This window comes from Pantoea sp. ICBG 1758 (assembly GCF_002928325.1).
Classification (GTDB): domain Bacteria; phylum Pseudomonadota; class Gammaproteobacteria; order Enterobacterales; family Enterobacteriaceae; genus Pantoea; species Pantoea eucrina.
Genome location: NZ_POWL01000001.1, coordinates 123,464 through 141,600, shown reverse-complemented (window position 1 = coordinate 141,600; position 18,137 = coordinate 123,464). Strand labels below are relative to the sequence as shown.

At 52.9% G+C, this 18,137-nt stretch carries 16 protein-coding genes; 7 read left to right on the top strand and 9 right to left on the bottom strand.

What is annotated here, in order from left to right:
- Window positions 1-16 precede the first annotated feature (16 nt).
- The 9 genes from C1Y41_RS00705 to bolA form a co-directional block, all read right to left on the bottom strand.
- A complete protein-coding gene (locus C1Y41_RS00705; protein ID WP_039382991.1) occupies window positions 17-421 on the bottom strand; it encodes a thioesterase family protein in 405 nt (134 codons plus the stop codon).
- A gap of 101 nt (window positions 422-522) precedes the next feature.
- The gene (locus C1Y41_RS00700; protein WP_071668933.1) at window positions 523-849 is read right to left on the bottom strand and encodes a helix-hairpin-helix domain-containing protein; all 327 of its coding nucleotides are present in this window, start codon (window positions 847-849) and stop codon (window positions 523-525) included.
- A gap of 139 nt (window positions 850-988) precedes the next feature.
- A complete protein-coding gene (gene ppiD, locus C1Y41_RS00695) occupies window positions 989-2,857 on the bottom strand; it encodes a peptidylprolyl isomerase (RefSeq protein ID WP_104085326.1) in 1,869 nt (622 codons plus the stop codon).
- Window positions 2,858-3,092: 235 nt separating this feature from the next.
- Window positions 3,093-3,365: a nucleoid-associated protein HU-beta gene (hupB, locus tag C1Y41_RS00690; RefSeq protein WP_039382989.1), complete on the bottom strand. Its 273-nt coding sequence runs from the start codon at window positions 3,363-3,365 to the stop codon at window positions 3,093-3,095.
- Between the two features lie 211 nt (window positions 3,366-3,576).
- Window positions 3,577-5,931, bottom strand: a complete 2,355-nt coding sequence (lon, locus tag C1Y41_RS00685; protein WP_104084628.1) for an endopeptidase La — start codon at window positions 5,929-5,931, stop codon at window positions 3,577-3,579.
- A 189-nt stretch (window positions 5,932-6,120) separates the two neighbouring features.
- Complete coding sequence (gene clpX / locus C1Y41_RS00680; protein WP_039382987.1) at window positions 6,121-7,392, bottom strand: ATP-dependent protease ATP-binding subunit ClpX; 1,272 nt, start codon at window positions 7,390-7,392, stop codon at window positions 6,121-6,123.
- A 129-nt stretch (window positions 7,393-7,521) separates the two neighbouring features.
- Entirely contained in the window at window positions 7,522-8,145 is a 624-nt protein-coding gene (clpP, locus tag C1Y41_RS00675) for an ATP-dependent Clp endopeptidase proteolytic subunit ClpP (RefSeq protein WP_010616837.1), read from the bottom strand.
- A gap of 335 nt (window positions 8,146-8,480) precedes the next feature.
- Window positions 8,481-9,785 carry a trigger factor gene (gene tig / locus C1Y41_RS00670; protein WP_094111500.1) on the bottom strand — a complete coding sequence of 435 codons (1,305 nt, stop codon included), beginning with the start codon at window positions 9,783-9,785 and terminating at the stop codon, window positions 8,481-8,483.
- Window positions 9,786-10,086: 301 nt separating this feature from the next.
- Complete coding sequence (gene bolA, locus C1Y41_RS00665; protein ID WP_039382985.1) at window positions 10,087-10,401, bottom strand: transcriptional regulator BolA; 315 nt, start codon at window positions 10,399-10,401, stop codon at window positions 10,087-10,089.
- Window positions 10,402-10,666: 265 nt separating this feature from the next.
- Between bolA and C1Y41_RS00660 the strand changes: the two genes are divergently transcribed.
- The 7 genes from C1Y41_RS00660 (at window position 10,667) to cyoE (ending at window position 17,979) form a co-directional block, all read left to right on the top strand.
- Entirely contained in the window at window positions 10,667-11,245 is a 579-nt protein-coding gene (locus tag C1Y41_RS00660) for a lipoprotein (protein WP_039382984.1), read from the top strand.
- 55 nt (window positions 11,246-11,300) lie between these two features.
- A complete protein-coding gene (gene ampG / locus C1Y41_RS00655; protein ID WP_071668931.1) occupies window positions 11,301-12,788 on the top strand; it encodes a muropeptide MFS transporter AmpG in 1,488 nt (495 codons plus the stop codon).
- A gap of 436 nt (window positions 12,789-13,224) precedes the next feature.
- On the top strand, window positions 13,225-14,148 hold the full coding sequence (gene cyoA, locus C1Y41_RS00650) for a cytochrome o ubiquinol oxidase subunit II (RefSeq protein ID WP_039382982.1): 924 nt from the start codon (window positions 13,225-13,227) through the stop codon (window positions 14,146-14,148).
- A 4-nt stretch (window positions 14,149-14,152) separates the two neighbouring features.
- Window positions 14,153-16,135 carry a cytochrome o ubiquinol oxidase subunit I gene (gene cyoB, locus C1Y41_RS00645; RefSeq protein WP_039382981.1) on the top strand — a complete coding sequence of 661 codons (1,983 nt, stop codon included), beginning with the start codon at window positions 14,153-14,155 and terminating at the stop codon, window positions 16,133-16,135.
- The gene (locus C1Y41_RS00640; RefSeq protein WP_039382980.1) at window positions 16,135-16,749 is read left to right on the top strand and encodes a cytochrome o ubiquinol oxidase subunit III; all 615 of its coding nucleotides are present in this window, start codon (window positions 16,135-16,137) and stop codon (window positions 16,747-16,749) included. Before cyoB ends, C1Y41_RS00640 begins: the two co-directional genes overlap by 1 nt.
- Window positions 16,749-17,078 (top strand): cytochrome o ubiquinol oxidase subunit IV, encoded by a 330-nt coding sequence (locus C1Y41_RS00635; protein WP_039382979.1) that lies wholly within the window; start codon window positions 16,749-16,751, stop codon window positions 17,076-17,078. The genes C1Y41_RS00640 and C1Y41_RS00635 overlap by 1 nt, the downstream gene beginning before the upstream one ends.
- Before the next feature lie 13 nt (window positions 17,079-17,091).
- Entirely contained in the window at window positions 17,092-17,979 is an 888-nt protein-coding gene (gene cyoE / locus C1Y41_RS00630; protein ID WP_039382978.1) for a heme o synthase, read from the top strand.
- Window positions 17,980-18,137: the final 158 nt, after the last annotated feature.

The following is an 18,137-nucleotide window of genomic DNA, read 5'->3' as shown; positions in this document are numbered from 1 at the left end:
GCAGTGACGCCACGGTTTAACGTCCGGCCATGAGAGTGGCCAGGCGTTCGCGCAGTTCTCCCTCCAGCGGCACCGCTTTTTGCGTCCGTAAATCGATACAGACAAACGTCAGCAGAGCGTCAGCCACCAGAGTGCGATCTTCTGCAAGCAGCACACGCTGTGCGATGATCCCGCTGCGACCGCTGAGCTGTGACACGTCACTTTCAATGACCAGACGGTCGCCCAGAACCGCAGGCCGGCGATAGTTGATGTTGATGTTTACCACCACGAACGCCAGTTTTTGCGCCATCAGCCAGTTAAAGGCGTCCGCTTCTTCCAGCCACTGCCAGCGCGCCTCCTCCAGAAATTCGAGATAGCGCGCGTTATTAACGTGCTGATAGACATCCAGATGATAGCCGCGCACTTTGATTGTGGTTTGCATCAACGCTCCTGAACAGGCTGAAATTACTAACTGGTTGGACCTGTTGAGCATAGCACAGCCTGTTGCCGGTCTTCACAGATTCTTCAGCGTCGCGAAGTGCTTCACAGTTTGAGCCGATCGCTGTTGCGTTCGACCAGCGCGCTGCCGATACCCGGCACCTCTTTGAGCTGATCCAGCGCGGTGAAGCGCCCATACTCTTCGCGATAGCTGACGATCGCCTGCGCTTTTTTCAATCCGATGCCATTCATGGCGCTCGCCAGCTGCTCCGCGGTAGCGTCGTTGATGCTGACCGCTCCGGCCGTCAGCGATGCGGGCGGCTTCGCCTGTGCTTCCGCGGGCTCTCCCGCCGCATGCGCAAGAGTGCTGCTGCAGAGTGCGCCGCCCAGCGCCAGTGTCAGACAAAATGCGTGAAAAGTAGATTTGTTCATGCTGTTTTTCTCCTTGTGTTTGACAGCATCAGCAGCGTGTCACAGCAGAGGATGTCCGGCAAAAGGCGAAGCGCAGAGATGGAAAAGGCCGCAGAAGCGGCCTTTGATTGTTGCAGAAAATTACCTTTATTTGTGAGGCTTACTGGGCTTGTGCCGCTGCCCCATATTTGATCTTCGCCTCTTTGCGCAGGTTTTCAAGCAGCGCTTCAAATGCGATCTGCGCATTGTTCTGCGTCACGCCTTTGATCATCTCATCGACCTGGTTCTGCGGCAGGCTGCCGGCAGAGACTTTATCCAGCGCGACCAGCACGACGTTGCCCTGCATATCTTCGCTTACGCCCCAGGACGGTTTATTCTCTGCTGGCTGCGGCAGTGAAAATGCGGTCTGGGCGACCGGATCCTGTGCGTTACGATCAACCACTTTGCTGCTGCTCAGCGTCAGTTCTGCCGCGCTCAGCGCCTCACTCTTGCCCGCTTTCAGCCCGGCCAGCAGTTTATCTGCCTGCGCTTTAGCCTGCTGCGTCGCCTTATCGTGTTTGATGCGGTCGGTAACCTGTGCCTTCACCTGGTCAAGCGGTTTTACCGCTTCCGGTTTATGTTCGCTGATGCGCAGCACAAACGCGCGATCGCCATCCACGCTGATAATATCGGAGTTGTTGCCCGGCGCGCCGTTCTGCCCAATTAAGCCGCCGCTGAAGACCGCCTGTTTAACCGCGTCAAAGTCGAGGTCGGCAGGCATATCATCACGGGTAAACCAGCCTGTTTCGCTGACCTTAAGACCCGATACCTGGGCTGCACCCGCCAGCGATTCATTGTCATTGCTGGCGGCTTCACTGACTTTCTGCTGCAGCTTATAGAAGGCGTCAAGCGCTTTTTCCTGCTTAACTTTATCTGCAATAACGTCATGCACCTGCGCCAGCGGCTTCACCTGCTCCGGCTGGATATCATCCAGACGTACCACCAGGAAACCGACTGAGGACTTGATCACGTCTGAAAGCTGGCCTTTCTGCGTCAGGCCGGCATTTTTCAGCTCATCCGGCGTGGTTGCAGGCTCCAGCCAGCCCATATCACCACCTTTACGCGCGGAGATAGGATCGGCAGATTTGCTTTTCGCCAGGCTGGCAAAGTCCCCGCCCTGCTTCAGCGCATCCAGCACTGACCGGGCTTCCGCCTCAGTTTTGGTCTGAATGATGCTGTAACGGCTGCGCTGGGGCTGTGAATAGTCCGCTTTGTGTTGATCGTACCAGCTCTGAATGTCCGCTTCGCTGACCGGCTGCTGCATCGCTGCTGCATCCATTTTGATGTAGCTGACGCGGAACTGCTCCGGGGCCATAAAGCTGTTCTGATGCTGCTGATAATACTGCGCGATCTCATCGTCATTAACCGTCTGCTTCGCTGCCAGCGCATCCACGTTAACCACCGCCTGACGAATTTCCCGCTGCTGCGAGACTAAATCGGTCAGCTTTGTGGTTTCATCTTTCAGCATAAAATCAGTGTTAGCGATGGCGTTGATCAGCTGCTGATTAAGCAACTGCTTGCGCAGCGCTTCTGCATATTGATCGGCTGAGAAGCCCATGCTGGTGATCAGACCGTTATATTTGGCATTATCAAATTTGCCGTTGGTCTGAAACGCTTTCTGGTTAAAAATGGCCTGCTTTACCTGCTCATCACTGATGCCAAGATGCAGCTCGCTGATGTACTGATCCAGCAGCGCCTGATCCACCAGCTGTGACAGCGCCTGCTGGCGCATCTGCTGGATATACCCATCATTGCTCGCCAGCTGCGAGAACTGATCGCCCAGCATCTGCTGCTGACGATTGCGCTCGCTGTTAAACGCCTGCTCCAGCTCAGCCCGGCTGATTTCGTGGCCGTTAACTTTCGCAGCGTAATCGCCATTGCCACCTATCAGGTAGTTACCCACCCCGGTAAGCACAAAGGACAGGATAATCAATCCCAGAATAACCTTGAGCACGACATGATTCGACGCCGCGCGTAAATTGTCCATCATGGTATGACAACACTCCGCTGTAGTGTGAATGTAAAGCTCAGACACGATGCCATCATCGTGCAGCTGCAGTTCAGGCTGGCAGCTGGCAACCATGCGGAGACTGAAGCCACTGGCTTAAGCTGCGCATCAAATAAAAAAGGCACATCAGTAATGATGTGCCCGTATGTTACATGAGAACGGCTTTTTCGTCCTCAATCCAGAGAAGAAAATGCTTCACTGGTTAATCCTGACTGGCTTAATTAACGGCGTCTTTCAGCGCTTTACCGGCGCGGAATCCCGGTACTTTGCCAGCCGGGATGGTGATCTCTTTACCGGTCTGCGGATTACGGCCGGCACGCTCAGCGCGCTCGCGCACAGAGAAAGTACCGAAACCCACCAGGGCTACTTCGTCGCCCTCTTTCAGTGCGCCAGAAACAGATTCGGTAAAGGCCTCCAGTACACGTCCGGCTGCTGCTTTTGAAATGTCCGCTTCTGCAGCGATTTTGTCGATCAACTGTGACTTATTCACTCTCTTCATCCCCTCTTTTATTATTCACTTTGCCCCGTCTCTTTACGCCGGAGCAAACGCGCAGCCAGTTATAACAAGCCTGTGGTGCTGAAACAACGGTATTCATCTTAATCGCCGATCCAGCAGCCCTCTAACTTAACAGGCAAAAAAAAGCTGGCAAGCCTGATTTGGCCTGCCAGCTTCGTTTTTTAGCCGCGTTTGCTGCTCAGCGCTATTTTGCCGTCACAACCTGCATACCGGATGGCGCATTTTCCAGGGCCAGATTCAGCACCTCTTCAATGCGTTTAACCGGATGGATGCTGAGATCGGCAATCACGTTTGCCGGGATCTCTTCCAGATCGCGCTTGTTTTCATCCGGGATTAGTACAGTTTTAATCCCGCCACGGTGTGCTGCCAGCAGTTTCTCTTTCAGACCACCGATAGGCAGTACCTGACCGCGCAGCGTGATCTCACCGGTCATCGCCACATCGGAACGGACCGGGTTACCGGTCAGACAGGAGACCAGCGCCGTACACATCGCAATACCGGCACTCGGACCATCCTTCGGCGTAGCCCCTTCCGGCACGTGCACGTGGATATCGCGCTTCTCGTAGAAGTCGCCGTTAATACCCAGTTTTTCTGCCCGGGCGCGAACCACGGTTAATGCAGCCTGAATCGACTCCTGCATAACCTCGCCGAGAGAACCGGTATAGGTCAGCTTGCCTTTACCTGGCACACATGCGGTTTCGATGGTCAGCAGATCGCCGCCCACTTCTGTCCACGCCAGGCCGGTCACCTGTCCTACGCGGTTTTCGCTGTCAGCGCGACCGTAATCAAAACGCTGTACGCCAAGGAAATCTTTCAGGTTGTCGCCATTAATTGTGATGCTCTTCTGAGTTTTATCCATCAGCAGCGCTTTGACCGCTTTACGGCATAACTTAGAGAGCTCACGTTCCAGGCTACGCACGCCTGCTTCACGCGTGTAATAGCGGATGATGCCGATGATTGCGCTATCGTCAACGCTGATCTCTTTCTCTTTCAGCGCATTGCGCTCAATCTGTTTTGGCAGCAGATGCTGCTTCGCAATATTGAGTTTTTCATCTTCGGTATAGCCCGACAGGCGGATCACTTCCATACGATCCAGCAGCGGTGCCGGAATATTCATGGAGTTGGAGGTCGCGACAAACATCACGTCAGACAGATCGTAGTCGACTTCCAGGTAGTGATCGTTAAACGCGATGTTCTGTTCCGGATCCAGCACTTCCAGCAGTGCCGAAGCGGGATCGCCGCGCATATCAGACGACATTTTATCAATCTCATCCAGCAGGAACAGCGGGTTTTTCACACCTACTTTCGCCATTTTCTGGATCAGTTTGCCCGGCATTGAACCGATATAGGTGCGACGATGTCCGCGAATTTCTGCTTCATCGCGCACGCCGCCCAGCGCCATACGCACATATTTACGTCCGGTCGCTTTCGCAATCGACTGTCCCAGAGAGGTTTTACCCACACCCGGCGGGCCAACCAGACAGAGGATTGGGCCTTTGATTTTGCTGACGCGACTCTGCACCGCAAGATACTCAAGGATGCGATCTTTGACGCGCTCAAGACCAAAGTGATCGGTATCAAGCGTCTCCTGCGCTTTGCGCAGATCTTTCTTCACCTTACTGCGCGCGTTCCATGGAACCTGCACCATCCAGTCGATATAGCCGCGCACCACCGTCGCTTCTGCCGACATCGGCGACATCATCTTCAGCTTCTGCAGCTCAGCTTCCGCTTTTTCACGCGCTTCAGATGGCATTTTAGCCGCGTCGATTTTACGCTTCAGCGCTTCATACTCGTCTGGCGCATCATCCATCTCGCCCAGCTCTTTCTGAATCGCCTTCATCTGTTCATTCAGATAATATTCGCGCTGGCTTTTTTCCATCTGCTTTTTGACGCGATTGCGAATACGTTTTTCAACCTGCAGCAGGTCGATTTCCGATTCCATCATCGCCATCAGATATTCCAGACGCTCGTTAACGTCGGACATCTCCAGCACGGACTGTTTATCCGCCAGCTTAAGAGGCATATGCGCCGCCACGGTATCGGCCAGGCGCGCCGCATCATCAATGCTGTTCAGCGACGTCAGCACTTCAGGCGGGATCTTTTTGTTCAGCTTGATATAGCCTTCAAACTGATTAATCGCGGTGCGCACCAGCACTTCCTGCTCGCGCTCTTCAATTTCTGGCGAAGTCAGATATTCAGCCTGAGCAACAAAGTGATCGCCATTGTCAGATAGCGTGGTAATGCGGGCACGCTGCAGGCCCTCCACCAGCACCTTAACTGTGCCATCAGGCAGCTTCAGCATCTGCAGTACGGACGCCACTGTCCCTACGGCAAAGAGATCGTTAATTCCAGGTTCATCCGTTGAAGCCTCTTTCTGGGCAACCAGCATGATCTTCTTGTCATGATCCATTGCTGCTTCCAGGCAACGAATCGATTTTTCCCGACCAACAAACAACGGAATTACCATGTGCGGATAAACCACCACGTCGCGCAGCGGCAACACAGGGATTTCAATGCGTTCAGAACGCTCAGGATTCATAGAGCTCTCTCTTAGTTTAATGTCCGCCAGGTGATGGGTACCGCGTAATACAGGCTGTATGCAGTTAAACCCACAGGATTATGAGTATATGGGGATGCTTATCCGACATTCAATGTCACAGCGGTGAGAAAAGTAAAAGGGGAATAAAATTCCCCTTTTTTAAGATAACAACGTGATTTGGCTGCTTATTTATTCGCCAGAAGCTTGTGCTTCATGCTTACCATAAATCAGCATTGGATCGGACTCGCCATCAATCACCGAATCATCGATAACCACTTTCTCGACATCTTCCATTGAAGGCAGGTCATACATGGTTTCCAGCAGCGCCGCCTCAACGATAGAACGCAGACCGCGCGCACCGGTTTTACGCGACATCGCCTTTTTAGCGATAGCCGTCAGCGCTTCGTCGCGGAACTCCAGCTCAACGCCTTCCAGGTTAAACAGCGCCTGATACTGCTTGGTGAGCGCATTTTTCGGCTCGCGCAGGATCTGAATCAGGGCTTCTTCGCTCAGCTCGTTCAGCGTAGCAACCACTGGCAGACGACCGATAAATTCCGGAATCAGACCAAATTTGATCAAATCTTCCGGTTCTACCTGTGACAGCAGTTCGCCTTCGCTGGCTTTTTGCGATTTGCCTTTTACTGTCGCGCCAAAGCCGATACCCGATCCGGTTTCTACACGCTGCGAAATCACCTTATCAAGGCCGGCAAATGCGCCGCCGCAGATAAACAGGATTTTCGATGTATCAACCTGCAGGAACTCCTGCTGCGGATGTTTGCGGCCACCCTGAGGCGGGACAGCGGCAACGGTGCCTTCGATCAGCTTCAGCAGGGCCTGCTGTACGCCTTCGCCTGACACATCACGCGTAATAGAAGGGTTATCAGACTTACGGGAGATTTTATCGATCTCATCGATGTAGACGATACCGCGCTGCGCCTTCTGCACATCATAGTCGCACTTCTGCAGCAGCTTCTGGATGATGTTTTCTACATCTTCGCCCACGTAGCCCGCTTCGGTCAGCGTAGTGGCGTCCGCCATGGTAAAAGGCACATCCAGCAGGCGCGCCAGCGTCTCTGCCAGCAGTGTCTTACCGCTACCGGTTGGGCCGATCAGCAGGATGTTACTTTTGCCCAGCTCAATACCGTTGCTGGTATCGCCATTGCGCAGACGTTTGTAGTGGTTGTAAACGGCAACCGCCAGCACTTTTTTCGCCTTTTCCTGACCAATAACATAGTCATCGAGATGGTGACGAATTTCATGTGGCGTTGGCAGAGCGCTACGCTCGCGATGGGGCGCAACCTCTTTGATCTCTTCACGAATGATGTCATTACATAAATCGACACATTCGTCGCAAATATAGACTGACGGCCCGGCAATCAGCTTACGGACTTCATGCTGGCTTTTGCCGCAGAAAGAGCAGTACAGCAACTTACCTGAACCGTCTTTGCGCTTATCTGTCATCAGCTAACCTCTTTTCGTTCTCAGACCTACTCTGGTGTACGGCACTGGCCGTACAACAACGGCCGGTATGCATGCAACTCATCTGCCTGCCCCCCGTTAACTATAGCGTAAGGGCCAGGCAGGTGCGTCTTATTGACGGTGTGTCAGGATAGAGTCAACCAGGCCATACTCTACCGCTTCGCTGGCAGAGAGGAAACGATCGCGTTCGGTATCGCGCTCAATCTGCTCCAGCGATTTGCCGGTATGCTCAGCCATCAGCTCATTCATGCGCTGTTTTACTTTCAGAATTTCACGCGCGTGAATTTCAATATCCGTTGCCTGTCCCTGATAGCCGCCCAGCGGCTGGTGAATCATCACGCGGGAGTTAGGCAGGCAGAAACGTTTACCTTTGGTTCCTGCCGTCAGCAAAAACGCGCCCATTGAGCACGCCTGGCCCATACAGATGGTGCTGACGTCCGGCTTAATGAATTTCATGGTGTCGTAGATCGACATACCAGCCGTAATCACGCCACCCGGTGAATTGATGTAGAGATAGATATCTTTTTCCGGATTCTCTGCTTCCAGAAACAGCATCTGCGCCACAATCAGGTTCGCCATGTGATCTTCAACCTGACCGGTCAGAAAGATAACGCGCTCTTTAAGCAGGCGGGAATAGATGTCGTAAGAACGCTCGCCGCGCGAGGTTTGTTCGACCACCATTGGCACCAGCGCATTAGTTGGTGCAGTAAATTCACGATCGCCACTGTATGACATTACCGTCTCCTGATAAATTTCATTGGCAACATTCTGTACCGATTCTACGTGAGACGCGCTGCGAAAACTATGCACAGCCGCCTCGTTCCGACATTTCAGGACGGTTAATCAGCCAGCCTCACGGTTCTCTCGCATTCTTCCTCTATCTGGGGATGCTGCCCGGTTGTTTCAAGCATAACAACCTTTTCTCTATTCGCTAACCTGGAAAAAGAGCATAACGGATAATTTGCCGCTTAATTAGTCAAATAGCGGTGCAGGAAGGGGGTTTTTATCATAAAAATAAAAAAGCCCGCGACAGGAGGTCGCGGGCTGAGCACATTCCGTTAAGTGATTAATCAGGCCGCAGAGGTCTGGTTCATCAGCTCCTGGAAAGAGGTCGCTTTGTCGGCGACTTTGGCTTTCGCCAGCAGAGCCTCGACCGCCTGCTCTTCCAGCGCAACGTTGCGCATGTTGTTCATCAGCTCGCTGTTCTTGCTGTAGAACTCGATAACTTCCTGCGGATCTTCATACGCAGAAGCCATCTCTTCAATCAGCGTCTTAACGCGATCTTCATCCGCTTTCAGCTCGTTGATGCGGATCACTTCGCCCAGCAGCAGACCTACAACAACGCGACGTTTTGCCTGCTCTTCGAACAGCTCACGTGGCAGTTCCAGCGCCTGCTTCTCATTGCCACCAAAGCGCTGAGCAGCCTGACGACGCAGCACGTCGATTTCGCCATCAATCAGAGCGGCTGGCACGTCGATGTTGTTCGCTTCAACCAGACCATCCAGAACCTGAGACTTCACGCGGTTACGGATAGCGCCTTTGAGCTCGCGCTCCATGTTTTTACGCACTTCTGCACGCAGGCCATCAACTGAACCATCTTCTACGCCGAAACGTTTGATGAAATCAGCGGTCAGTTCTGGCAGTTCACGGGTTTCAACTTTCTTCAGAACGATATCAAACTTCGCATCTTTCCCTTTCAGGTTTTCTGCGTGGTAATCGTCCGGGAATTTAACGTCGATAGTAAAGGTGTCACCCGCTTTCTTACCGGTGATGCCTTCTTCAAAACCAGGGATCATACGACCCTGACCCATCGCCAGTACGAAGTCAGACGCTTTACCGCCTTCAAACTCTTCGCCATCAACAGAACCGTTGAAATCGATGGTAGCGCGATCTTCAGCGGTAGCCGCTGCGTCAGTCTCTTTCCAGGTAGCCTGCTGCTTCTGCAGGGTATCCAGCATCGCGTCAACGTCTGCATCGGTCACTTCAACAACCGGTTTTTCAACTTCGATTGCGTCCAGACCCTGTAATTCCACTTCCGGGTAGACTTCAAACTCAACCGCATAGGTAAAGTCTTCGCCTTCTTTATACTCACCCGGCACGTAGTCAGGCGCGCCTGCTGGATTGATTTTCTCTTTGATGATGGCGTCAACAAAGTTACGCGTCATCAGCTCGCCCAGCACATCCTGGCGAACAGAGGCGCCGTAGCGCTGATTGATGATATGCGATGGCACTTTACCTTTACGGAAACCATCGATACGGACTTTCTTAGCCACTTCAATCAGTTCTTTCTTAACTGCAGCGTCAATGCTGTCAGCTGGAATAGTAATCGAAATGCGGCGGCCCAGACCCTGGGTGGTTTCTACTGAAACTGTCATTTTGTTACCTCAAAAAATCACGTGCTCGGTCAACTTCAGACACCACACAATTAATGCGCCGTATCCAATAACCGGGACGGCCTCTGCGGGCAGAACCACATCCCTGTCACCAGAAGCGTCCCGAAGACATTCCGGAAAAATAGACGCCGCATTATAGCGGCATCGCCGGAATGAGTCGAGGCTGCAAACTCACCACTTTTTAACGACTTTGCTGCTTTTTTGCGCCGCAGATCGCGTTTAGCGTCTGAGAAACGAAAAAACGGCCCGCAGGCCGTTTCAGGAAAGGTTGAAGATGCCAGCATCAGGCAAGCGTACCGGCACCCCGGCAGTTAGGCGAAGCCAGGACAGTATCCTGCAGCCCGTGCCACTCTTTTTGCGTGTAGGTATGCAGCGCCAGCGCGTGTACGCTGCCTGCCAGTTCCGCAGACAGTTCGCCATAGATGGCGCGATGCCGCTGTAAAAAGCGCTGGCCGGTAAAGTGATCGCTGACAATCACCACTTTAAAGTGACTTTCAGAACCGGCAGGCACGTTATGACGATAGCTTTCATCATGCACTTCGAGGTGTGCAGGTGTGAAAGCGTTGCGCAGCTTTTCTTCTATTTGTTCGCGAATCATTGTTTACACCCTCTCCGGCGAGCGCTGTGCCCCATCTGTTTAAATATTAGTAGGTTTTGCATTACTGCCCGGTAAAAATCAGAAAATATTCCCGCTCTGCAGCGCATCATAACCGGCAATCCGGGCGGGTCAACCTGCGGGTTTTCCTCCGGGCTGAAAAAAGCCTTTACAATCAATTTCCCGGTGGCTGGGGCTTTTTTCACCTCGCTGCAATGCTATGATGACGCCGGATTTATCTCCCAACCTAACGCTAATGAGAATGAGTATGTTGAAAAAACTGTTATTCCCTCTGCTGGCTGCTTTTGTTTTAGCCGGCTGTGCCAGCAACAGTACAACCCTGAACATTCAGCCAAAGATCCAGCTGCCACAACAGGATCCGAGCCTGATGGGCGTTACCGTCAGCGTAAACGGTGCCGATCAGCGCAGCGATCAGGCGCTGGCAAAGGTTAACCGCGATGGACAGCTGGTTACGCTGACGCCATCACGCGACCTGCGTTTTCTGCTGCAGGAAGTGCTGGAGAAGCAGATGACCTCCCGCGGATATATGATTGGCCCGAACGGCGCAGTGGATCTGCAGATTGTGGTGAATGGCCTCTACGCTGACGTCACGCAGGGTAACGTGCGCTACAGCATCACCACGAAAGCGGATATCTCTATTATTGCCACGGCGAAAAATGGCAACAAGCAGGTGAAAAACTACCGTCAGACCTACAGCATTGAAGGCGCTTTCAATGCCACCAACGACAAGATCACCAACGCTGTGAATGCGACGCTGAGCGATGTGATCGCCGATATGGCGCAGGACACCAGCGTAAACAACTTCATTAAACAGAACGCACGCTAACCGCTCCGCTGTCATCTGCCCGGCCGTCTGTGCCGGGCACTACCTCAGGCTGGCTATGACCTCTCACTATCTGCGAATATTTACCCAACGTAACGCGGCGGTACTGCTGCTGCTTGGTTTTGCTTCCGGCTTGCCGCTGGCGCTGACCGCAGGCACGCTGCAGGCATGGATGACCGTAGAGAATGTCGACCTCAAAACCATTGGCTTCTTTTCGCTGGTAGGACAGGCTTACGTTTTCAAGTTTCTCTGGTCGCCGGTGATGGACCGCTATACGCCGCCGTTTCTGGGACGTCGCCGGGGCTGGCTACTGCTGACTCAGCTGGCGCTGATTGCCGGCATTGTCGCGCTCGGTTTTATGCATCCGGCTCAGGATTTAACGCTGCTGGCGGCCATCGCCGTGCTGGTCGCATTCTGTTCCGCCTCTCAGGATATCGTTTTTGATGCGTGGAAAACGGATATCCTGCCGCCGGAAGAGCGCGGCAGCGGCGCAGCGATTACGGTGCTGGGCTATCGCCTGGCGATGCTTATCTCCGGCGGGCTGGCACTCTGGCTTGCCGATCGCTATCTGGGCTGGCGCGCAACCTACTGGCTGATGGCGCTGCTAATGATCCCGGGGCTGATTGCCACGCTGCTGGCTCGCGAGCCCGCTGCGGCTAAACGCGAGCCGCATACGCTGCGCCAGGCCGTTACGTTTCCTCTGGCGGATTTTTTTCAGCGTAACAATGCCTGGCTGCTTATCACCCTGATCATCCTTTATAAGCTGGGAGATGCCTTCGCGGCGTCGCTGACAACAACCTTTCTTATCCGCGGCGTCGGCTTCAGCGCGGGCGATGTTGGCCTGGTGAATAAAACGCTGGGGCTGCTGGCGACGATTATCGGCGCACTCTATGGCGGCGTGCTGATGCAGCGTCTGAGCCTGTTTCGCGCTCTGATGCTGTTTGGCATTCTGCAGGCCGTATCGAACGCCGCTTACTGGCTGCTGGCGGTTACCCCGCCCCACCTCTGGAGCATGGCCAGCGCGGTGTTTATTGAAAATCTGTGTGGTGGCATGGGAACAGCAGCCTTTGTGGCGCTGCTGATGACCATGTGTAATAAAGCGTTCTCTGCCACCCAGTTCGCTCTGCTCTCAGCGCTGGCTGCTGTTGGCCGCGTTTATGTGGGTCCGGCCGCCGGCTGGCTGGTTGAGCTATGGGGCTGGTCAGCTTTCTATGCGTTTACCGTTGTGGCTGCGCTACCGGGACTGCTGCTGCTGTGGCTTAGCCGCACCACGCTTCTTCAGATGCAGCAGAGCGGCACGTTTATTCCGCGTACCAGCTGGCCTGTGGGCTATCGCTGGATTGTCCGCCTGTTCACCGCAGGCTGCGCGTTACTGGGCTGCTGGCTGCTGACGCTGGCGCTAACAGCTGCAGGCGCAGAATCGCTGACTGCGCTGCTGACGCCACTGTTTGAGGCGGGCATCGGCATTGCCGTTCTGGCCGTTATGCTGGGCGTGGTACTCGACTGTCTGGCTCTGAGGAAAACCCACCGGCTCGCTGAGCGATAGCCAGACACTATTTGCAGGCGCTATTTATTTTGTTTAAAAATAGCACCTGCGAATTAGCGCAAATAGCATTTTTTTCATCGCGAAATAAAAACATTAATTTAACAACATTGGGCGATATTTAAATCCGGTGAGCAATCAGTTTGTGGAAAAATTATCGCTCAAATGATGCATAATTGTTAAATAAGTGAGCATTAAAAGTACGGTTTATGCTTTCCCTGTTTTTTCTGCGGTTTCTGTCATTGCTTTTTGTTATATTGCTGCCAACTGCTTGTCGCGGTTAATAATTTGTCACTCTGCGTAACATCTGTGACTCCCTTAGCAAAAGGTGTCAACACCCTTCTGACACATCCTTAAGCTGGTTTACACTGCATAAACCTTACCGTAAAATGCGCGCACACTTAAACGACAATAGAGCCCTTGTCATTGAGGTCGTTAAATGAGACTCATGAAATACAATAAATGTTTGGGGATTTTGTCATTAATCGCAGGCGCTGTATTACTCAGCGGCTGCGATAGTGCGTTGTTAAATCCCAAGGGACAGATTGCAATGGAGCAACGTTCACTGATTCTGACAGCCTTTGGCTTGATGATGATTGTCGTTATTCCGGCAGTCTTAATGGCTGTTGTGTTTGCCTGGAAATATCGGGCGACCAATACCGAAGCGAAGTACAGCCCTAACTGGTCACACTCTAACAAAGTGGAAGCCGTGGTCTGGACCATTCCGATCCTGATCATCATCTTCCTCGGCGTGCTGACCTGGAAATCAACGCATGCGCTGGAGCCGGCTAAACCGCTGGTCTCTGACGTTAAGCCTGTTGAGATCGATGTGGTTGCACTGGACTGGAAATGGCTGTTCATTTACCCGGAACAGGGTATTGCCACCGTTAACCAGATTGCCTTCCCGGCAAATACGCCAGTTAACTTCAAAATCACCTCTAACTCCGTGATGAACTCGTTCTTCATTCCTACGCTCGGCAGCCAGATCTACGCCATGGCGGGCATGCAGACCAAACTGCACCTGATCGCCAATGAGCCAGGAACGTTTGACGGTATCTCATCAAACTTCAGTGGTCGCGGTTTCTCTGGCATGAAGTTCAAGGCCATTGCAACTAAAGATGATGCGGAATTCCAGCAGTGGGTTGCCAAAGTTAAAGCGGCACCTAACACGCTGACCACCATGGATGAGTTTGAGAAACTGGCTTCGCCAAGTGAGAATCATCCGGTGGAATATTTCTCAACTGCGAATCCTGAACTCTTCAAGCAGATTATTGATAAGTTCAAGATGAGCCACGGGAAAATGGACATGTCACACGAAGGCATGGACATGAATCACGCCGCTGCTGCGGGAACCGGGGAATAATACGATGTTCGGAAAATTAACACTGGATGCAGTGCCGTACCATGAGCCTATTATCATGGTTACGGTCGCCGCTATCATCATTGGTGGTCTGGCGCTGGTTGCCGCCCTCACCTATTTTGGTAAGTGGAAGTATCTGTGGTCAGAATGGCTTACCTCCGTTGACCACAAAAAACTGGGTATCATGTATATCATCATGGCATTCGTCATGCTGCTGCGCGGCTTTGCCGATGCAGTAATGATGCGTACCCAACAGGTTATGGCTTCTGCCGGTGAGGCGGGCATTCTGCCTCCGCATCACTACGATCAGATCTTCACTGCTCACGGCGTGATTATGATCTTCTTCGTGGCAATGCCATTCGTTGTAGGTCTGATGAACATCGCGGTTCCGCTGCAAATCGGTGCCCGTGACGTTGCGTTCCCGTTCCTGAACAACCTGAGCTTCTGGTTTACCGCGGTCGGTGTGATCCTGGTGAACATCTCTCTGGGTGTGGGCGAGTTCGCACAGACTGGCTGGCTGGCTTATCCGCCGCTTTCTGGCGCGGAGTATAGTCCTGGCGTCGGGGTCGACTACTGGATCTGGAGTCTCCAGCTCTCAGGGATCGGGACCACGCTGACCGGTATCAACTTCTTCGTGACCATTCTGAAGATGCGTGCGCCGGGCATGGACCTGTTCAAAATGCCGGTCTTTACCTGGGCATCACTCTGCACCAACGTCCTGATCATCGCTGCGTTCCCGGTTCTGACCGTGACGCTGGCACTGTTGACGCTTGATCGTTACCTCGGCTTCCATTTCTTTACTAATGATATGGGCGGTAACATGATGATGTACGTCAACCTGATCTGGGTCTGGGGTCACCCGGAAGTGTACATCCTCGTTCTGCCGGTCTTTGGTGTCTTCTCTGAAGTTACCGCGACGTTCTCGAAAAAGCGTCTGTTTGGTTACACCTCACTGGTGTGGGCAACCATCGCCATTACCGTACTGTCGTTCATCGTCTGGCTGCACCACTTCTTCACCATGGGTGCGGGCGCTAACGTTAACGCCTTCTTCGGTATCATGACGATGATCATCGCGATTCCGACCGGGGTGAAAATCTTTAACTGGCTGTTCACCATGTATCAGGGTCGTATTGAGTTTAACTCAGCGATGCTGTGGACCATCGGCTTCCTGGTGACCTTCTCAGTCGGTGGTATGACCGGCGTACTGCTGGCCGTACCGGGCGCAGACTTTGTCCTGCACAACAGCCTGTTCCTGATTGCACACTTCCATAACGTTATCATCGGTGGTGTTGTCTTCGGTTGCATGGCCGGTGTGACTTACTGGTTCCCGAAAGCATTTGGCTTCACGCTGAACGAAACCTGGGGTAAACGCGCCTTCTGGTTCTGGATCATCGGCTTCTTTGTTGCCTTTATGCCGCTGTACGCACTGGGCTTCATGGGTATGACCCGTCGTCTGAGCCAGGATATCGATCCACAGTTCCACTCGCTGCTGGTTGTTGCAGCTGGCGGTGCGGCGCTGATTGCCTGCGGTATTCTGTGCCAGCTGGTTCAGTTCTGGGTATCGGTACGTGACCGCGATCAGAACCGCGATCTGACTGGTGACCCGTGGGGCGGTCGTACGCTGGAGTGGGCAACCTCTTCACCACCACCGTTCTACAACTTTGCTGTTATCCCTCATATCCACGAGCGTGATGCGTTCTGGGAAATGAAAGAGAAAGGCGAAGCGTACAAGCAGCCAGAAAAATATGAAGAAATTCATATGCCGAAAAACAGCGGCGCGGCCATTGTTATCGCTGCATTCGTAACAGTCTTCGGTTTCGCCATGATCTGGCATATCTGGTGGCTGGCGGGTCTCACTTTCCTGGGCACTATCGTGACCTGGATTGTGAAGAGCTTCGATGAGGACGTGGATTACTACGTTCCGGTTGCTGAAATCGAGCAGATCGAGAAGAAGCACTTTGATGACATCAGCAAAGCAGGTCTGAAATAATGTCGACTCAAACCGTAAAACACCACCACGACGCCCATGCGGAGCATGGGCATCACGATGCAGGAGCCAATAAAGTCTTTGGCTTCTGGATCTACCTGATGAGTGACTGCATTATCTTCGCAACGCTGTTTGCGACCTATGCAGTAATGGTCAACAACACTGCCGGTGGCCCGGCAGGTAAAGATATTTTCGAACTGCCGTTTGTGCTGGTTGAAACCGCGCTGCTGCTGCTGAGCTCCATTACTTATGGAATGGCAGTGATTGCGATGAACAACCAGAACAAAGGTTCGGTCATTGGCTGGCTGGCCCTGACCTTCCTGTTCGGTGCCGGATTTATCGGGATGGAAATCTATGAATTCCATCACCTGATTGCGGAAGGCTTCGGTCCAAACCGTAGTGGCTTCCTTTCTGGCTTCTTTACTCTGGTTGGTACGCACGGTCTGCACGTTACCTCTGGTCTGATCTGGATGGCGGTTCTGATGTTCCAGATCGCTAAACGTGGTCTGACTGAGAGCAACCGTACCCGTATCATGTGCCTGAGCCTGTTCTGGCACTTCCTGGATGTGGTGTGGATCTGCGTATTCACCGTTGTCTATCTGATGGGGGCCATGTAATGAGTCATTCTGTAAACGAACATGGTGCATCACACGGTAGCGTGAAGTCTTACATGATCGGCTTCATCCTCTCTATCATCCTGACGGCGATCCCGTTCTGGATGGTAATGGATGGCAGTGCCTCACACGGCACCATCCTGGGTGTGGTTCTGGTGTGTGCAGTGGTTCAGGTGCTGGTGCACCTGGTCTACTTCCTGCATCTGGACAGCAAATCAGAGGGTGGCTGGAACATGGTGGCCATTGTCTTCTCAGCAATCATCATTCTGATTGTTGTGATCGGTTCACTGTGGATTATGTGGAACCTCAACTACAACATGATGGCCCACTAAAGAGTCACGCGTAATGATTAAGCAATACCTGCAAGTAACAAAACCAGGAATTATTTTCGGAAATTTAATTTCTGTCATCGGTGGATTTCTGCTGGCCTCTAAAGGCAGCATCGATTATCCCCTGTTTCTCACCGCGCTGGCTGGCGTATCGCTGGTGGTCGCATCGGGTTGTGTATTCAACAATGTGATTGACCGCGATATCGACATCAAAATGGAGAGAACGCGGAACCGGGTTCTGGTCAAAGGCCTGATCTCGGCGAAAGTAAGCCTGGTTTATGCCACTGCGTTGGGTATTGCTGGCTTTGCGTTGCTGTATTTCGGCGCCAACCCGCTGGCCATGTGGCTGGCGGTCATGGGCTTCGTGGTCTATGTTGGCGTTTACAGCCTCTATATGAAGCGTCATTCGGTCTACGGAACGCTGATCGGCAGCCTCTCCGGTGCTGCGCCACCGGTAATTGGCTACTGCGCAGTCACCAATGAGTTTGATGCTGGCGCATTAATTTTACTGGCTATCTTTAGCCTGTGGCAGATGCCGCACTCCTACGCGATTGCCATCTTCCGCTTTAAAGATTACCAGGCCGCCAACATTCCGGTTCTGCCGGTGGTGAAAGGCATCTCTGTGGCGAAAAATCATATTACGCTCTACATTCTGGCGTTTATGATTGCCACGCTGATGCTCTCACTGGGTGGTTATGCGGGCTACAAATATCTGATCGTGGCTGCGGCGGTCAGCGTCTGGTGGCTGGGTATGGCACTCTCAGGTTACAAAACCTCAAACGATAAAGTCTGGGCGCGTAAACTGTTTGTGTTCTCTATCATCGCCATCACCGCGCTGAGCGTCATGATGTCAGTTGACTTCATGGCTCCCGCATCCAAAGACCTGCTCACTTACGTCTGGTAAGCGGGCACCGTCACTCTGAGAAAGGGCGCGATTTTCGCGCCCTTTCTTTTTGTTACCACTGCTTAAAAACAAATGTTTTACCCGCCCTCCCCTGCTCCCTAAAATGGGTGCTAAATGCCCGAAATAAATCGATTTGCAGCAACAGGGTGTTACTGGCT

Excerpts from the sequence above, each read along its gene's own strand:
- C1Y41_RS00705 (WP_039382991.1), bottom strand. The coding sequence starts at position 421 with ATGCAAACCACAATCAAAGTGCGCGGCTATCATCTGGATGTCTATCAG.
- C1Y41_RS00700 (WP_071668933.1), bottom strand. The coding sequence starts at position 849 with ATGAACAAATCTACTTTTCACGCATTTTGTCTGACACTGGCGCTGGGC.
- ppiD (WP_104085326.1), bottom strand. The coding sequence starts at position 2,857 with ATGATGGACAATTTACGCGCGGCGTCGAATCATGTCGTGCTCAAGGTT.
- lon (WP_104084628.1), bottom strand. The coding sequence starts at position 5,931 with ATGAATCCTGAGCGTTCTGAACGCATTGAAATCCCTGTGTTGCCGCTG.
- clpX (WP_039382987.1), bottom strand. The coding sequence starts at position 7,392 with ATGACAGATAAGCGCAAAGACGGTTCAGGTAAGTTGCTGTACTGCTCT.
- clpP (WP_010616837.1), bottom strand. The coding sequence starts at position 8,145 with ATGTCATACAGTGGCGATCGTGAATTTACTGCACCAACTAATGCGCTG.
- tig (WP_094111500.1), bottom strand. The coding sequence starts at position 9,785 with ATGACAGTTTCAGTAGAAACCACCCAGGGTCTGGGCCGCCGCATTTCG.
- bolA (WP_039382985.1), bottom strand. The coding sequence starts at position 10,401 with ATGATTCGCGAACAAATAGAAGAAAAGCTGCGCAACGCTTTCACACCT.
- C1Y41_RS00660 (WP_039382984.1), top strand. The coding sequence starts at position 10,667 with ATGTTGAAAAAACTGTTATTCCCTCTGCTGGCTGCTTTTGTTTTAGCC.
- ampG (WP_071668931.1), top strand. The coding sequence starts at position 11,301 with ATGACCTCTCACTATCTGCGAATATTTACCCAACGTAACGCGGCGGTA.
- cyoA (WP_039382982.1), top strand. The coding sequence starts at position 13,225 with ATGAGACTCATGAAATACAATAAATGTTTGGGGATTTTGTCATTAATC.
- cyoB (WP_039382981.1), top strand. The coding sequence starts at position 14,153 with ATGTTCGGAAAATTAACACTGGATGCAGTGCCGTACCATGAGCCTATT.
- C1Y41_RS00640 (WP_039382980.1), top strand. The coding sequence starts at position 16,135 with ATGTCGACTCAAACCGTAAAACACCACCACGACGCCCATGCGGAGCAT.
- C1Y41_RS00635 (WP_039382979.1), top strand. The coding sequence starts at position 16,749 with ATGAGTCATTCTGTAAACGAACATGGTGCATCACACGGTAGCGTGAAG.
- cyoE (WP_039382978.1), top strand. The coding sequence starts at position 17,092 with ATGATTAAGCAATACCTGCAAGTAACAAAACCAGGAATTATTTTCGGA.